Raw genomic sequence first — 14,859 nt, 5'->3', positions numbered from 1 at the left:
AGGACTCACTTCATGACCATCAATCTGCAACTCGACGCACTGCGCAGCGCCTACCGCGACGGCAGCATCACACCGCGACAACTGCTGCTGAACCTGCGCGATAAAGCCGCCGCCCTGAACCCGGACTATCACCTGTTCATTCATTTGCTCAGCATTGAAGAACTGGAGCCGCACCTCGCCGCACTCGACGGCCGCGATATCGACAGCCTGCCGCTGTACGGCGTGCCGTTCGCGATCAAGGACAACATCGATCTGGCGGGCATTCCGACCACGGCAGCGTGCCCGGCATTTGCCTATGTGCCGCAGCAATCGGCGACCATCGTCGAGCAATTGCTGGCGCTGGGCGCGATTCCGCTGGGCAAGACCAATCTCGACCAGTTCGCCACCGGCCTCAATGGCAGCCGCTCGCCGTATGGCGCGTGCCCGAACAGCGTGTTGCCGGAATATCCGTCGGGCGGTTCCAGCGCCGGTTCTTCGCTGGCGGTGGCGCTGGGCGTGGCGAGTTTTTCGTTGGGCACGGACACGGCGGGCTCGGGGCGAGTGCCGGCGGGGTTGAACAATCTGGTGGGGATGAAAGCCACCAAGGGGTTGATCTCCACGGCGGGCGTGGTGCCGGCGTGTCGTACGCTCGATTGCGTCACGACCTTTACCGCGACGGCTCGGGAAGCCAGTCAGTTGCTGGCGCTCACCGCACATCTCGATCCACGGGACGAATACAGCCGCCGTAATCCGCTGTGGAATGACGGCTCGGCGTTCGGCACACCGCGCCCTTTCCGCTTCGGCGTACCGCGTGCGCAGGACCTGGAGTTCTTCGGTTGCCCTGAAGGTCCGCTGTTGTTCGGCGATGCCATCGATCGGCTCAAGGCGTTGGGCGGTGAGGCAGTGGAACTGGATTTGTCGCCCTTCCTTGAAGCGGCGCGCCTGCTGTATGAAGGCCCGTGGGTGGCGGAGCGCTACAGCGTCGCCGGCGAGTTGATGGAGCAAAATCCTCAAGCGGTGTTGCCGGTGATTCGTGCGGTGCTGGCCAAGGCGCCGGCGGTGAATGGAGTGCAAACCTTCCGCGCCCAATATCGGCTGCAAGCCTTGAAAGCGCTGTGCGACAAGGCGCTGGAAGGACTCGATTGCGTGGTCACGCCGACCATCGGCCGTCCCGTCACACTGGCGGAGCTTGAGGCTGAGCCAGTGCTGCGCAATTCGGAACTGGGTTACTACACCAACTTCATGAACCTGCTCGATTACGCCGCCGTCGCGGTGCCGAGCGGGTTCATGGGCAATGGTTTGCCGTGGGGCGTGACGGTGTTTGGCCGGGCGTTTACCGATCAGTATTTGTTGAGTGTGGCGGATGCGTTTCAGCATCGTTCTCCTGCGCCCGCAACGGTCGCGCGCAACGATCGTGCGCGGTTGGTGGTGTGCGGCGCGCATCTCGATGGGTTGGCGCTGAACTGGCAGTTGAAGCGGCGCGGCGCGACGTTGGTCGAGGCGACGTTCAGTTCGCCGGACTATCGACTGTATGCATTGGCCGGTGGCCCGCCGTTTCGTCCGGGGATGATGCGGGTGAAGGATGGCGGCGTAGCGATTGCGGTGGAGGTCTGGGAGTTGCCGAGCTGTGAGTTGGGGTCGTTCCTGACCGGGATTCCGGCACCGCTGGGGTTGGGCAAGGTGCAACTGGCGGATGGGCGTTGGGAGAGTGGGTTTATCTGCGAGGCGTATGGGCTGGAGGGGGCGGTGGATATCAGTCATTTGGGTGGATGGCGTGCGTACCTGACAGGTCGGCGTTGATCTCACGATTCGCGGGCAAGCCTCGCTCCTACAGATCCAGGTGACCTGTAGGAGCGAGGCTTGCCCGCGAAGGCGTCAGTCCGGACGCCACCGCACCTGATCCTCGCCGATTCACCCTGCAAATCCCGCAGTTATTTCCCCGCAGTGCCACTAGAATGCTCCCCAACGGGTCACTGCCAACGGAATCGCCATGCTGCTTCACTCGCCGCTGTATTCGCAACGTTCGCTGGTCCTCACGCTGATCGCGCTGCTGGGCGCAGGTTTTCTCGCCACGTCATTTCTCAGCTACTACGCCTCGCGCGCCTCGATCCGCGACAACATCGTCAACACCGAGCTGCCGCTGACTTCGGACACGGTCTACTCGGAAATCCAGAAAGACCTCGTCAGACCAATCCTGATTTCCTCGATGATGTCCCGCGACACCTTCATGCGTGATTGGGTGGTCAACGGCGAACACGACCCCGACCAGATGACCCGCTACCTCAACGAGGTCATGACCCACTACGGCGCCTACACCGCATTTTTAGTCTCCAACGGCACGCTCACCTACTACCACGCCAAAGGCGTGCTCAAACAGGTCAAGGTCACTGAGCCGCGCGATGCCTGGTATTTCCGCGTGCGAGACATGGCGACCCCTTACGAGATCAACGTCGATCCGGACCTGGCTAACAAGGACAACCTGACGTTCTTCATCAACTACAAGGTCTACGACTACAACAACCGTTTCATCGGCGCGGCAGGCGTTGGTCTGACGGTAGATGCGGTGATCAAGCTGATCGACAAGTATCAACAGCGCTATCAACGCAGCGTGTATTTCGTCGACAGTTTCGGCCGATTGGTGCTTACCGGTGCCGAGGGTGGCCCGCAGGGCGCGCATATCGGCCAGAAACTCAGCGACCTGGAAAGCATGAAAGGCCTGGTCAACCAGCTGCCCAAGCCCCACAGCGGCAGCTACGAATACTCCGTACAGGGCCAGGGCCACTTCCTCAACGTGCGCTTCATTCCGGAACTGAACTGGTACCTGTTCGTCGACAAACGCGAAGACGGCGCCCTCAGCGAAATCCGTCAGTCGCTGTACCTCAACCTGCTGATTTGCCTGCTCGTGACCCTGACTGTGCTGGCCCTGCTCAACCGGGTGATCAAGCGTTATCAGGGCAAGATCCAGGCGCAGGCGACCCTCGACAGCCTGACCGAACTGCCGAACCGTCGCGGCTTCGATCTGCTGGCCGCACAAGCCATGCACGAAGCCCAACGCGAGCCGAAACCGCTGACCGCCTTGCTGCTGGATCTGGACCACTTCAAGGCCTTGAACGACACCTACGGTCACCTCGCCGGTGATCAGGTGCTGATCGGCTTCGCAAGGGATCTGGAGAGTTGCCTGCGCCATTCCGACATCGTCTGCCGTTGGGGCGGCGAGGAATTCATCGTGCTGCTCAAGGACACGGACGGTGAGACCGGTCTGATGATTGCCGAGAAAATTCGTCAGCATGTTGAAGAACAGCTTTATGCCTACAACAGTCACACCTTGCATCTGACGGTCAGCATTGGCTTGACCACGCTGCAACCGGATGACACCTTGCACACCCTGCTCTCCCGCGCCGATCATGCGATGTATCGGGCCAAGCAATCCGGCCGTAACCGTACCTGCGCGGAAATGCCTCACACCAGTTATGCATAGTCCTACATGAACAAGCCTGAATTCTGCCCGGCCTGCGGCGCCTCCAACGACTGCACCCTGGCCGACCCGCGAACCGCCGATCGGGCCTGCTGGTGCTACGGCGTCAGCATCGACCCGGCGGTGCTCGAAGCACTGCCGCCCGAACTGCGCGACAAATCCTGCCTGTGCCCGCGCTGCGCGCAGGTCGAGGCGCAGTTGTAAGCATCCTTGTGGCCGATCACGTAAGATGCGCGGCCCGTTTCCTTCCGATGTTTTGTCATGCGTGTTGACCGTTTCCTCAGCAACCTGCCCCGCTTCAACCGTAAGCAGGTTCGCCTGTTGCTGGCGGAAAAGCGCGTGCGGGTCGACGGTAAAATCGTCAGCGACCCTCACACCGAGGTGCTGGAGTTCAGCCGCGTCGAAGTCGATCAAGAAGTGCTGCAACTCGGCAAACCCGCCCGCTACTTCATGCTGCACAAGCCCCCCGGTTGCGTCAGCGCCACCCGCGATCCGGAACACCCGACGGTCCTTGATCTGTTCGACGAGCCGGACAAGGAAGACCTGCACATCGCCGGCCGCCTGGATTTCAACACCACCGGCCTGATGCTGATCACCAACGACGGCAGCTGGTCACGACGCCTGACCCAGCCGCAGACCAAGTTGCCCAAGGTCTACTACGTCGAGACCGAGCAAGACATCGGCCCGGAATATGCCTTGAAATTCAGCGAAGGCCTGTATTTCGCCTTCGAAGACCTCACCACGCTGCCGGCCGAGCTGGCGCTGCTCGGGCCGAAGTCAGCGCGACTGAGCATTGTCGAAGGCCGTTATCACCAAGTGAAGCGGATGTTCGGCCACTTCGACAACAAAGTGCTGCGCCTGCACCGCGAACGCATGGGCCCGCTGGTGCTCGACGACGCGCTAAAACCGGGCGAGTACCGCCCGTTGCGCACCGAAGAGATCCAATTGATCTAAGCAGCCTACCGCTCAGCAGAAGTTGTCGAACAATTTACCAATGGCACTTGCGCGATGCCAACTCCCCTGCTTGAATCAGGTCGTCAGCCGAAATGTGACTGACGAGTCACAACATACGTCTAAGAAACTTTTTGTCGGTTAGAGAACCTCAAGGTTCCGCCTCAGACCGTCAGACTGCCCGCCAATAACAACACCCGTCGACCGGACTGCAATGGATCGACATGGGCCTTCAAATTCCAGGCATATGCCTACCTGTCACAAAGCTCGTGCAATCTCATTTGCGCGCATACCCGCTTGCCAGGAGTCTTATGACATGAGGCCAGAAATCGCTGTGCTGGATATACAAGGTCAGTATCGGGTTTACACGGAGTTCTATCGCGCAGACGCCGCAGAGAAGACCATTATCTTGGTCAACGGCTCGATGGCCACGACTGCGTCGTTTGCACAAACCGTGAAAAACCTCCACCCGCAGTTCAATGTGGTCTGCTACGACCAGCCCTACGCGGGCAAGTCAAAAGCCCACAACCTGCATGAGAAATTGCTGACCAAAGAAGTCGAAGGGCAGATCCTCCTGGAGCTGATCGACCACTTCGCCGCCGAACACGTGCTGTCGTTTTCCTGGGGTGGCGCCGCGACCCTGGTCGCCCTCGCCCAACAACCGCGACGGATCGAAAAAGCCGTGATCAGCTCGTTCTCCCCGGAGATCAACGCGCACATGCTCGACTACCTCGAGCGCGGCGTCGACTACCTCGGCAGCCGTGATGGCGACCGGGTCGGCAACCTGGTGAACAGCACCATCGGCAAACACCTGCCGACCCTGTTCAAGCGCTTCAACTACCGCCACGTCAGCAGCCTGGCCGATCATGAATACGGGCAGATGCACTTCCACATCAGCGACCTGCTGCACAGCGACCGCCAGTGCTTCTTCAAGGCGGCAGAGAAAATCAACGTGCCGGTGCTGTTCATGAACGGCGAATGGGACGAATACACCGCCGCCGATGGCGCGCGATTGTTCGCCAACCACGTGCAACACGCCACGTTCACGACGCTGGATGCGACGGGCCACTTTCTCGACATGGAACACAAAGCCGCCTGCCGAGACAGTCGCAATGCGTTGCTGGGTTTCCTGAAACCTGAGCAACAGGCAAGCCGACCGCGTTACCACTACGTCCAGGACCACCATGCATTGTCCATTTGAAACAGCGTCATCGCGAGCAAGCTTCGCCCTATAGCGTTAACGCCAATCTGTAGGAGCGAGGCTTGCCCGCGAACGACCGCCACCCGGTCCGATGTCTTGTTTCACCTGTGCCAAAGCCCTCACGGGCAAAGAAAAACTTCATTTTCATGCGCACATCTGGTACAAAGTCAGCCGCTCTGAGCGGGTGTCGTATAATGGCATTACTCCAGCTTCCCAAGCTGATAACGAGGGTTCGATTCCCTTCACCCGCTCCAATCGATTTTTATCTCACGTCAGGATGGTTTTGACGGGGGATGCAGGAACACAAAAAACCGGTCCAAGTGACCGGTTTTTTTGTGCCCGAAATCTGGAGTCCCGCGAGCCTGCCGCAAGGCCGGGCGACCCGATGCCCCTACCCTGCCCGCACGCCATGCAGTGCTATACTTTTCATGGCTTGAACGAAGTGAGAAGCGTTGCCCACGGGTACCGATACCGACTGTAGATCCCGCTAAACAGCTGCAAGACAAAGGAGGTCTACGGCAAGCACGGGATGGGAGGTGTGGCATGAATCGACACTATTACATCAGTGACAATCTCGACGACCTTGAAGCCGTTGAAAATGAACTGGAAGCCAACGGCATCAATTCCGAACAAATCCATGTGCTCAGCGAACATGTGGCTGATGTTGAACAACATCACCTGCACGAGATCAACTCGTTGATGGAGCAGGATGTCGTTCACTCTGGCGAAATCGGTGCGGTGATCGGTTTGCCACTCGCCGCGTTGGTCCTTGGCGGCGCCTACTGGCTGGGCTGGACCGAATCCGTCGCAGGCTGGATGCCTTTTATCTTTCTCGCCGTTGTTATATTCGGCTTCTGCATCTGGGAAGGCGGTTTTTTTGGTATTCAGGTGCCAAACGCTCACTTCCGCAGTTTTAAACAGGTGGTAGAAGAGGGAAAACACATTTTCTTTGTGGACGTCGAGCCGAATCAAGAGCCGGTATTGGACGGGGTTATCGAACACCATCCACTGCTGAAGATCGCCGGTACGGGCACGGCAGCCCCTCACTGGACAGTCGCCTGGCTGCACAGGTGGCATCAGTTCAAACGAACGATATAACGGCATTGGTTGCCGATCAGTCCCTGGAGGCTCAAGGTCGTCCGGGCGTTTCCTATTGACCGAAGAAAATCACCCGGCTGAGAAACACATAGTCCGCCTCGGTGGCCATCAGTCCGACAAGCACCAGCAAACACAACGGTGGCACCAGGATGGCGTAGACCATGGCCAATCGTTCCCAGGCCATGTGCATGAAGATGGAAACGATCAAGCCGGCCTTCAGCAACATGAAGGTGATGATCAGGGCCCAGCGAAGGTAGCCGTGAAAGTGAAAGTAATCGACCAGGTAAGACAGGGTACTGAGGACGAATAACAGCCCCCAGATTTTCAGGTACAGGCTGATCGGATGTTGCTGACCTTGAGCATGCGCCATCATCAGTGCTCCTCTGCGGATCCTGCTCTCCCCTTCATGAACAGCGTCCCGGACTTACCATAAGTAGAAAAACGCAAAAATAAACACCCACACCAAATCCACGAAGTGCCAGTACAGCCCGGCTATCTCGACGTTTTGATAGTTTCCGGAGCGCTCATAATCGCCCCGCAGTACTTTCCTCGCCACGATGCTGAGGTAGAGGGCGCCGATGGACACATGCAGCCCGTGAAAACCGGTAATCATGAAAAAGCTGGCGCCAAATTGCGCCGCCCCCATGGGGTTCCCCCAGGGACGTACCCCTTCTGCGATGAGCTTGCTCCATTCAAATGCCTGCATGCCGACGAACGTCACGCCCAAGGCAGCGGTCGCCAACATCAGGGCGGTGGTTTTCGCACGATCGCGGCGATAGGCGTAGTTCACGGCCATGGCCATGGTGCCGCTGCTGCTGATCAGCACAAACGTCATGATGGCGATCAGAATCAGCGGGATTTCTCGACCGCCGATGGTCAAGGCGAACACTTCACTGGGGTTTGGCCAGGCCGTGGTGATGGTCATGCGAACCGACATGTAGCCGGTCAAGAAACAGGTGAATATAAACGTGTCGCTGAGCAGGAATATCCACATCATCGCCTTGCCCCAAGGCACCTGCTTGAAAGCCTCCTTGTCCGAGGCCCAGTCATTGGCGATGCCTTGCCATCCTGGTGCAGACGGCGAGCCGAGGGTATTGGATGAGCTTTCGCCTGGAGCTTGTGGATGCGATGCCATGGCTGATCACCTCAAGCCGCAGAGTCTGGCGATGGCTTCATAAGTCTGCGGCGTGCTGGTCAGCAAAGCGAATAACACAATCCACAGACCCAATAAGTAATGCCAGTAGATGGCACAGAGTTCGACGCTGGCGCTGAGTTGCGACAACGGCACGCGACTCAGGAATCTGGCGACGGTCCTGCCCCAGGCAAACAACCCGCCCAGCAGGTGGAGCCCGTGCACACCGGTCAACAGGTAGAAGAAGCTATTGGCCGGGTTGCTGGCGACAAAGTAGCCCCAGGCGACAAACTGCTGCCAGACCCAGAACTGCCCCGCCAGAAAGGCAATTGCAAATACGCCTCCCACTACAAAGCCAATGACCGTTGCGTTCAGCCGAGCCTGGCGAGCGGCCATGCGCGCCCACTGCAACGCGATGCAACTCAACACCAGAAATGCCGAATTCACCCAGAGTTGCCATGGGTTGGCTAACGGCGCCAAGGGCTCTGTCAGCGGTAGCCAGTCGGACATTTGTGAACGGGCGATAAAGGCCAGCAGAAAGAGAAAGAACAACGAACTCACCACGACCAGAAACAGGCGCAGGCCTATTTTTGCGGTCTGGTTTCGATTGGCACTTTCAGCGGACTGACCCCCTTCGGGATCACGACTCCAGCTGCCGTTGGGGTCCGCGCCGTCGGCGTTTTTAAACAGCAGTCTGTTCATGTTTTAACGTCCGCTGCCCGGGTTCCGGCACTGAGCTGCCGCATCTGCTCCAGCTCCTCGGCGGAGACTGTTTGCGGCACGAAATCCTGTTCGATCCCCGGAACGCTGTAGTCATAGGCCCAACGATGCACGACCGGCAGCTTCGCGCCCCAGTTACCGTGTATCGGTGGAGTGTTCGGCGTTTGCCATTCCAGGCTGGCCGCGCCCCACGGGTTGCCGCCAGCGGGCTTGCCCTTGAATGTGCTCCAGGCCAGGTTGAACACAAACAGCAGCTGGGAAACGCCGACGGTCAAGGCCACCACCGTAATGAAAGCATTCAACTCTTGCGCCGACTGCGGGATGAACGCGTAGTTGTCATAAGCGTAATAACGGCGCGGCATGCCCTGGAAACCCAGGTAGTGCATGGGGAAGAAGATGGCGTAGGTGCCCAGGAAAGTAATCCAGAAATGCAACTTGCCCAGCGTGTCATTCAACAGGCGTCCGGTGACTTTCGGGAACCAGTGATAAATGCCGCCAAACACCACCAGTACCGGCGCGACGCCCATGACCATATGGAAATGGGCGACGACGAAATAGGTGTCCGAGAGCGGAATGTCCACGATCACATTGCCGAGAAACAACCCGGTCAGGCCACCGACCAGGAAGGTGACGATAAAGGCCAGGGCAAACAGCATCGGCACGGTCAGATGAATGTCGCCGTGCCACAGCGTCAGCACCCAGTTGTAGACTTTCAGGGCGGTCGGCACCGCGATGATCAAGGTGGTGACGGCGAAGAAAAAGCCAAAGTACGGGTTCATTCCGCTGACATACATATGGTGCGCCCAGACCACAAAGCTGAGTACGCCAATCGCGATAATGGCCCACACCATCATTCGGTAACCGAAGATGTTTTTCCGCGCATGGGTGCTGATCAGGTCCGAGACCAGGCCAAACGCCGGGAGCGCAACGATGTAGACCTCCGGGTGGCCAAAGAACCAGAACAGGTGCTGGAACAGGATGGGGCTGCCCCCTTGATGATCGAGTTGCTGCCCCAGCGAGATGATCGCCGGCATAAAGAAACTGGTGCCCAACAGTTTGTCGAACAGCATCATGACGGCACTGACAAACAACGCCGGGAACGCCAGCAAGGCCATGATCGAGGCCATGAAGATTCCCCACACGGAGAGCGGCATGCGAAACAACGTCATGCCGTGGGTGCGCGCCTGCAACACCGTGGTGACGTAGTTCAACCCGCCCATGGTGGCGGCAACAATAAAAATCGCCAGAGAGACGAGCATCAGGACGATGCCCCACTCGACCCCCGGTGTCCCCTGAGTAATGGACTGTGGCGGATAGAGCGTCCAGCCCGAACCGGTGGGGCCGCCCGGGACAAAGAAACTGGAGAGCAACACCACGACTGCCAGCAGGTAAAACCAGTAGCTGAGCATGTTGACGTAGGGGAAAACCATGTCGCGGGCGCCCACCATCAGCGGGATCAGATAGTTGCCGAAGCCCCCCAGAAACAAGGCTGTCAGCAAATAAATAACCATGATCATGCCGTGCATGGTCATCGCCTGGTAATAAGCACTGGCGTCCATGAACGCCAAACTGCCGGGGAAGCCAATCTGCATGCGCATCAAGCCGGACAGCACCACGGCGATAAGACCCACGAACAGCGCCGTCAAGGAATATTGAACGGCAATGACCTTGTGGTCCTGACTCCAGATGTATTTGGTCAGGAAACTTTTCGGCTCGTGCAGTGCCTCTGTTTCGGCTTGCTCCGCATAGGCCATCACGTCATCCTCCGGCCGAAGTTTCAGTGTGTTTCTGGCGGCTTTACGGCGACTTCCCTGGCTCAGCCTTGCTCGCTTCAGCGTCAGCGTTCGCTTTGGATTTGATAAAAGCGATCAGGGCGTTCAGCTCCTTATCGCTCGGCGTGAAGGGCGGCATGACGGCTGCGTAGCCCTTGACGATTTTGGCAGCGGGATTGAGAACCGACTCTTTCAAATAGCCCTCATCGACCTTGATGCTCGAACCGTCGGCAAGGGTTTCTGCCTTGCCATACAGGCCCTGCCAACCGGGGCCGATACCTTTGCTGCCATCGACACTGTGACAGGCCAGACAACCGAGCGACTGCGCCAGCCGCTGTCCCTGTGCCACCAGGTCGTCACCTGAGCCCGACACGTCGCCGGTAGACGGTTCTTCGGCTGGCTGCCCGGCACCCAGCGACTTGATCAGGGCGATGAGAGCACCCAATTCATCATCCTTGAGAGTATAGGCCACCATCACCGGCGGGTAGCCTTGCACCAGGCGGGCCTTCGGATCGAGGATCGACTCTTTGAGGTAAGCCTCATCGACCTGCACGCTGCTGCCATCGGCGAGTTGTTCGGTGCGGCCGTACAAGCCCTTCCATCCCGGGCCGAGACTGGCACTGCCATCCTGGCTATGGCAGGCATGGCAGCCGTATTGCTCGACCAGTTGGCGACCTTTTTCCAGCATGCTGTCCCGACCGGGCCTGGCGGCCGTGGTCAATGTTTGCGCAAAGGTCGGTTGGCTGCCCAGCCATTGAGCGAAGGCGGCCTGGTCTACCACGATCATATTGCCGCGCATGTTGTAATGACCGACGCCACAATACTCGGCACACAGCACCTCATACTTGCCCATGACAGTTGGCGTAAACCAGAAGTACGACACCATTCCCGGCACCATGTCCATCTTGCTGCGGATCTGCGGTATATAAAAATTGTGCAGAACATCTTTGGAACGCAACAAGACTTTCACCGGCTGATCGACCGGCAAACGAACTTCATTACTTCGGACTATTACATCATCCTGTCCAACAGGGTCCTTGGGATCAAGACCGAGTGGATTGACCGAATCAACAAACTTGATATCCGACTTCCCCAACTTCCCGTCCTGGCCCGGAAAACGAAAAGCCCATTGCCATTGCTGGGCGACCACCTCTAGTTCATACGCATTTTTTGGCACCCGGATAAAATCGTTATAAACAACAAGACCCGGCGCCAACATCCCGGCAATCCCGATCGACGTCACGACAATCAACCAGAACTCCAAGCGTTTATTTTCTGGCTGGTAGGCGGCCCTGACGCCTTCCTTGTGACGGAAACGCATGACGGCCACCGCCATGAACACGGTGATGGCGATGAAAAATATCCCGCTGATGACCAGCGTGATGAACAGCGTCGTGTCTATTGAACCCCAATTGGAAGCTGGCGGTGCCGCATGCCAAGGCGCTAATAAATGGAAGAGCACGGATGCAATAACGATCAGGACAAGAATAATTGCCATTGCCATTTTGCCTTCTTCCTATTCCTGTCACTCATTGGCATGCATAAGCATCCCCACAGAACAGCAGCGTCTAATCACGACTCATCCGACGCCAAAACAGGCTGACCCAATACCACCTTTCGTCGTGGCAAAGTTCGCTGGAAGTATAGTTCATGGTCGCTACAGACGCTGTTGCTACAAGGCCCGCGCACCTGGATATTCCAACCTGGGCATCAAGCAGATTACTTAAAATCCATTCGCTATATCTAACTGTCTCTATTCAGTAACACCCCTTCAGACTAATAAGGCGCGCAGAGACATCGAGTAAGCGAAACGCGGTGGCCAGCTATAATTAGTATCTGTGTTACGCAGGCAGGGATCGGCTGAAAATGCCACTGAAGACGGTCCTTGTCGGGTACAGCGGTCAGACCCATGACGGCTAAGAGCTACAACGTCCAGCCGTCCACAACGGAGATTTCGTCATGAGTGCCTTGACGATCGAAGGCTGGTGCAAATTCAACGGCGCACAAAAATCGACCCCAATAGGTGAAATCCATTTTTACGTCGATGGCCCCCTCCACCGGGGCCTGGAGGACGCTGAAGAACGCTTGCAGAAGACCCATGAAAAGGAAGCCATGGTTGACGTCGACATGAGCACGCTGGAGTTGATCTTGCCAGGGGGGTACGGGCCTTTGTCGGACTGCCAGATGCGCGTCTATATCCACAACGAGCGCGGTCAGTTTCATCTGGTGGGACATCGAGCGAGTGATGGCTGCCTGATCTACAGCAACGCGGTTTTGATTGATCAGTTGATTGATTAGCGGCTAAGGGATTTTCGGCCCTCAAATGCGCGAAAGGGGCGGACGGAAAGAGTGGCGTCTGCCCTGTTTCATCAACGTGTCGCGACGATAAACAGCCGTGGACGGGCCCGCTCGATTGCAGCCTGATTGTGCTTGAGGTACTGCGCTCGCTCCGCCTCTCTCAGTGGATCGAGGAACGGCCGAAAAACCACTGCCCTTGAACCACTCGACCACCTCACGTTGTTTTTTGACGGGGGATGCAGGTAATAAAAAACCGGCTTTGGTGGCCGGTTTCTTTGTGTCTGGGGTGGTGCTCTACAGGATAAATTAGCGTTTTCACGTGAATTAGGTGTTTTGTTAACGTTTTTCTCGTCCGGATAAGGAATCTGTTGGCATCGACACTCTGAATAATCAATCAACGCGAAGACTATTTGCGCGTGCGCTTCGAATTCACGAATTGCGATTATGTCTGGTCAGAAAAAGCCCGTTTGGTTAGACGGGCGCTATAGAGATGATGGATGACGATTTCATTTATCTCTAAGGCTCGAAAGCGGTCTGTCGGCTTCACCACCCACTCTTGTGCCAACGATCAAACCATTTTCAAAGCGCTGCGTCGTTGTGGCGTAGTTTTTCAAAATCTGCTTGGCGTCACGTTCAAAAGTGACAGTGGCATTAATCCATCTTGCAGTCTTGAACCTACGAAGATTCGTCACGTAGGTATGCGGCCCCTTTGACCTGACCTTCGCTTTTCCGCCACCTGTGATTAAGGTAAAGGAGGCCTTGCGCGCCTTTCTCTCCTGCTCTGACCGAAAGGCCTTCATCTCACCAACATCTTCGAAGCTGAAGCTTTCGTATGCCTCTACAGCCTCTCGACGATCAAGCTTTTTGGCAAGCGAAGTCATTCGCGCAAAAAAATCCTCTTCGGACTCGTGCCTAATGATTGTCTTCATTTGCTCTTCCTCTTTTTCAGATACTGCTGCCATTGCTCCTGAAACAACTCAAACGTCTTCTCAAAGGATTCGAACTCAACGGGGATATAGACACCCATGTCATGTTTATGATGTTCACCATGAGCATTGTCGTATCCTATCACCCGACCATTGTCTACAGAGCAGATCGCGTCATTGATGTAGGCCATGCTATAGGTGATGACCTCACCCGTTTCCGGACTTTTCAAATACTGAATACGTATCTGACCGTTGCCCCTTTTATCCGGAATTTTGAAGGAATCATCGAGACGCTCAAGCTCAGGCTCCTTGCTTTTCCCACCTTTCTTAACCGCCATTCTAGACCCGATAACCTTTTCAGTGCCGCGAGCTGCCCTACGACAGGGTTGCTTTCATATAGTAGCTACAAGCATTCATAATCACGTCCTTTTGACGGAGATGATGCCTAGTCGTGCCAAATGATGACCCAGCTAAACTGCTGAAAAAGCCTTGCCGGACGCGGGCGCTAGTTAAGTTGGGATGGCTTACCTTGTCGTCGTGGCACCCAGCTTTAGCATCGATGCCCCGTTCGCTTGGCTACCGATCTCAAATTTTCGATTGCCCCCCCCATAAAAAAACGTCCTAAGGCGGGCTGACGAGAGCCCTGTTTTGCTTTGATGGCTGTTGCTTTCTGCACAACATCACGTTGTGAAGCGTCAGCCTTGATAATTACGGCCATCAAAATCTCTCGCCTGGTCTGTGCGGGCGTATTGGAGAAAAACTCAGTCAAGGCACTCGTTTTCTCGCCCTTAGCCGTACTCATTTAATTTTCATACCTTTTTTCAACTGGCTAAATTTTCTGAAGTAAGCCTGACATTCCATGCTTTTCCCGAGTCAAATTTACAACATTCCGGCTGCCATTCAGGCTTCGAATCGAGCCATTGGTGCTGAAAAGGCAAGGTCCTACACGACTCTGGGAATTGTCCGTAGACTTGTCCATTGCTGTGCCTTTGTCATGAGTCCTATAGTCCGAGCGCGCCAAAATGGCGTATTGGGTTTGGCGACTCGATGGTACAGGCATAGAAACCTCCGGGCCCGCTCGGAGCGTTTCTAAGCGCTTGGCTACCTTTTTTTGGTGGCTGTGCGTGGGAGACCTTCGGGTCTGCCGGTTTGTGCCTTGTCCGGTTCGCCAACCCGCGTACAGCTGCCACCCTAATGAGATGGTCAGCCCAGTACGGGAACCCCGCTAAATCTAAACTTACCGGGGTTCTCACTTACTTGAGGAGACCTCTCATGGACATCCTGGACTTGCTCGGCCTGGATATTGG

Annotated in this window: 14 protein-coding genes, 1 tRNA gene and 1 pseudogene; 8 read left to right on the top strand and 8 right to left on the bottom strand. The window is 56.7% G+C overall.

The window, feature by feature from the left end; genetic code table 11:
• Positions 1–12 precede the first annotated feature (12 nt).
• The 7 genes from atzF to IB254_RS22080 all read left to right on the top strand — a co-directional run bounded on the left by atzF (position 13) and on the right by IB254_RS22080 (position 6,704).
• Positions 13–1,779, top strand: coding sequence for an allophanate hydrolase (atzF, locus tag IB254_RS22110; protein ID WP_192419448.1), 1,767 nt, complete (start codon positions 13–15; stop codon positions 1,777–1,779).
• 190 nt (positions 1,780–1,969) lie between these two features.
• Positions 1,970–3,457: a sensor domain-containing diguanylate cyclase gene (locus tag IB254_RS22105; RefSeq protein WP_192419446.1), complete on the top strand. Its 1,488-nt coding sequence runs from the start codon at positions 1,970–1,972 to the stop codon at positions 3,455–3,457.
• 6 nt (positions 3,458–3,463) lie between these two features.
• On the top strand, positions 3,464–3,658 hold the full coding sequence (locus IB254_RS22100; RefSeq protein ID WP_008025763.1) for a cysteine-rich CWC family protein: 195 nt from the start codon (positions 3,464–3,466) through the stop codon (positions 3,656–3,658).
• Positions 3,659–3,715: 57 nt separating this feature from the next.
• Entirely contained in the window at positions 3,716–4,408 is a 693-nt protein-coding gene (locus tag IB254_RS22095; protein ID WP_192419444.1) for a pseudouridine synthase, read from the top strand.
• Between the two features lie 313 nt (positions 4,409–4,721).
• Positions 4,722–5,606 (top strand): alpha/beta fold hydrolase, encoded by an 885-nt coding sequence (locus IB254_RS22090; protein ID WP_192419443.1) that lies wholly within the window; start codon positions 4,722–4,724, stop codon positions 5,604–5,606.
• Positions 5,607–5,786: 180 nt separating this feature from the next.
• Positions 5,787–5,860, top strand: a tRNA-Gly gene (locus tag IB254_RS22085).
• 289 nt (positions 5,861–6,149) lie between these two features.
• A complete protein-coding gene (locus IB254_RS22080; RefSeq protein WP_192228681.1) occupies positions 6,150–6,704 on the top strand; it encodes a magnesium transporter in 555 nt (184 codons plus the stop codon).
• Between the two features lie 52 nt (positions 6,705–6,756).
• Here IB254_RS22080 and IB254_RS22075 read toward each other — a convergent pair whose 3' ends face one another.
• From IB254_RS22075 to IB254_RS22055, 5 genes are read right to left on the bottom strand one after another with little or no spacing between them, the layout of a single operon-like run.
• A complete protein-coding gene (locus tag IB254_RS22075) occupies positions 6,757–7,074 on the bottom strand; it encodes a cytochrome C oxidase subunit IV family protein (protein WP_007988247.1) in 318 nt (105 codons plus the stop codon).
• 54 nt (positions 7,075–7,128) lie between these two features.
• The gene (locus tag IB254_RS22070; protein WP_192419442.1) at positions 7,129–7,839 is read right to left on the bottom strand and encodes a heme-copper oxidase subunit III family protein; all 711 of its coding nucleotides are present in this window, start codon (positions 7,837–7,839) and stop codon (positions 7,129–7,131) included.
• A gap of 6 nt (positions 7,840–7,845) precedes the next feature.
• Positions 7,846–8,538, bottom strand: coding sequence for a cytochrome c oxidase subunit 3 (locus IB254_RS22065; protein WP_192419441.1), 693 nt, complete (start codon positions 8,536–8,538; stop codon positions 7,846–7,848).
• On the bottom strand, positions 8,535–10,310 hold the full coding sequence (gene ctaD, locus IB254_RS22060; protein ID WP_008036188.1) for a cytochrome c oxidase subunit I: 1,776 nt from the start codon (positions 10,308–10,310) through the stop codon (positions 8,535–8,537). Before ctaD ends, IB254_RS22065 begins: the two co-directional genes overlap by 4 nt.
• Before the next feature lie 43 nt (positions 10,311–10,353).
• Positions 10,354–11,832: a cytochrome c oxidase subunit II gene (locus IB254_RS22055; RefSeq protein WP_192419440.1), complete on the bottom strand. Its 1,479-nt coding sequence runs from the start codon at positions 11,830–11,832 to the stop codon at positions 10,354–10,356.
• A 455-nt stretch (positions 11,833–12,287) separates the two neighbouring features.
• Here IB254_RS22055 and IB254_RS22050 point away from each other — a divergent pair, with 455 nt between their 5' ends.
• On the top strand, positions 12,288–12,626 hold the full coding sequence (locus IB254_RS22050; RefSeq protein ID WP_192419439.1) for a hypothetical protein: 339 nt from the start codon (positions 12,288–12,290) through the stop codon (positions 12,624–12,626).
• A gap of 71 nt (positions 12,627–12,697) precedes the next feature.
• Here IB254_RS22050 and IB254_RS29975 read toward each other — a convergent pair.
• The 3 genes and pseudogenes from IB254_RS29975 to IB254_RS22040 form a co-directional block, all read right to left on the bottom strand.
• Positions 12,698–12,839 (bottom strand): annotated as a pseudogene (locus tag IB254_RS29975) (trans-aconitate 2-methyltransferase); the annotation flags it as partial.
• Positions 12,840–13,132: 293 nt separating this feature from the next.
• Complete coding sequence (locus tag IB254_RS22045) at positions 13,133–13,555, bottom strand: hypothetical protein (protein WP_192419438.1); 423 nt, start codon at positions 13,553–13,555, stop codon at positions 13,133–13,135.
• Positions 13,552–13,890 carry a DUF6516 family protein gene (locus tag IB254_RS22040; RefSeq protein WP_225602461.1) on the bottom strand — a complete coding sequence of 113 codons (339 nt, stop codon included), beginning with the start codon at positions 13,888–13,890 and terminating at the stop codon, positions 13,552–13,554. Before IB254_RS22040 ends, IB254_RS22045 begins: the two co-directional genes overlap by 4 nt.
• Between the last annotated feature and the right edge of the window lie 969 nt (positions 13,891–14,859).

It is taken from the genome of Pseudomonas sp. PDM03 (assembly GCF_014852385.1).
GTDB lineage: Bacteria > Pseudomonadota > Gammaproteobacteria > Pseudomonadales > Pseudomonadaceae > Aquipseudomonas > Aquipseudomonas migulae.
The sequence above is the reverse complement of the archived record's forward strand: the minus strand, read 5'-3'. Positions and strand labels throughout refer to the sequence as shown.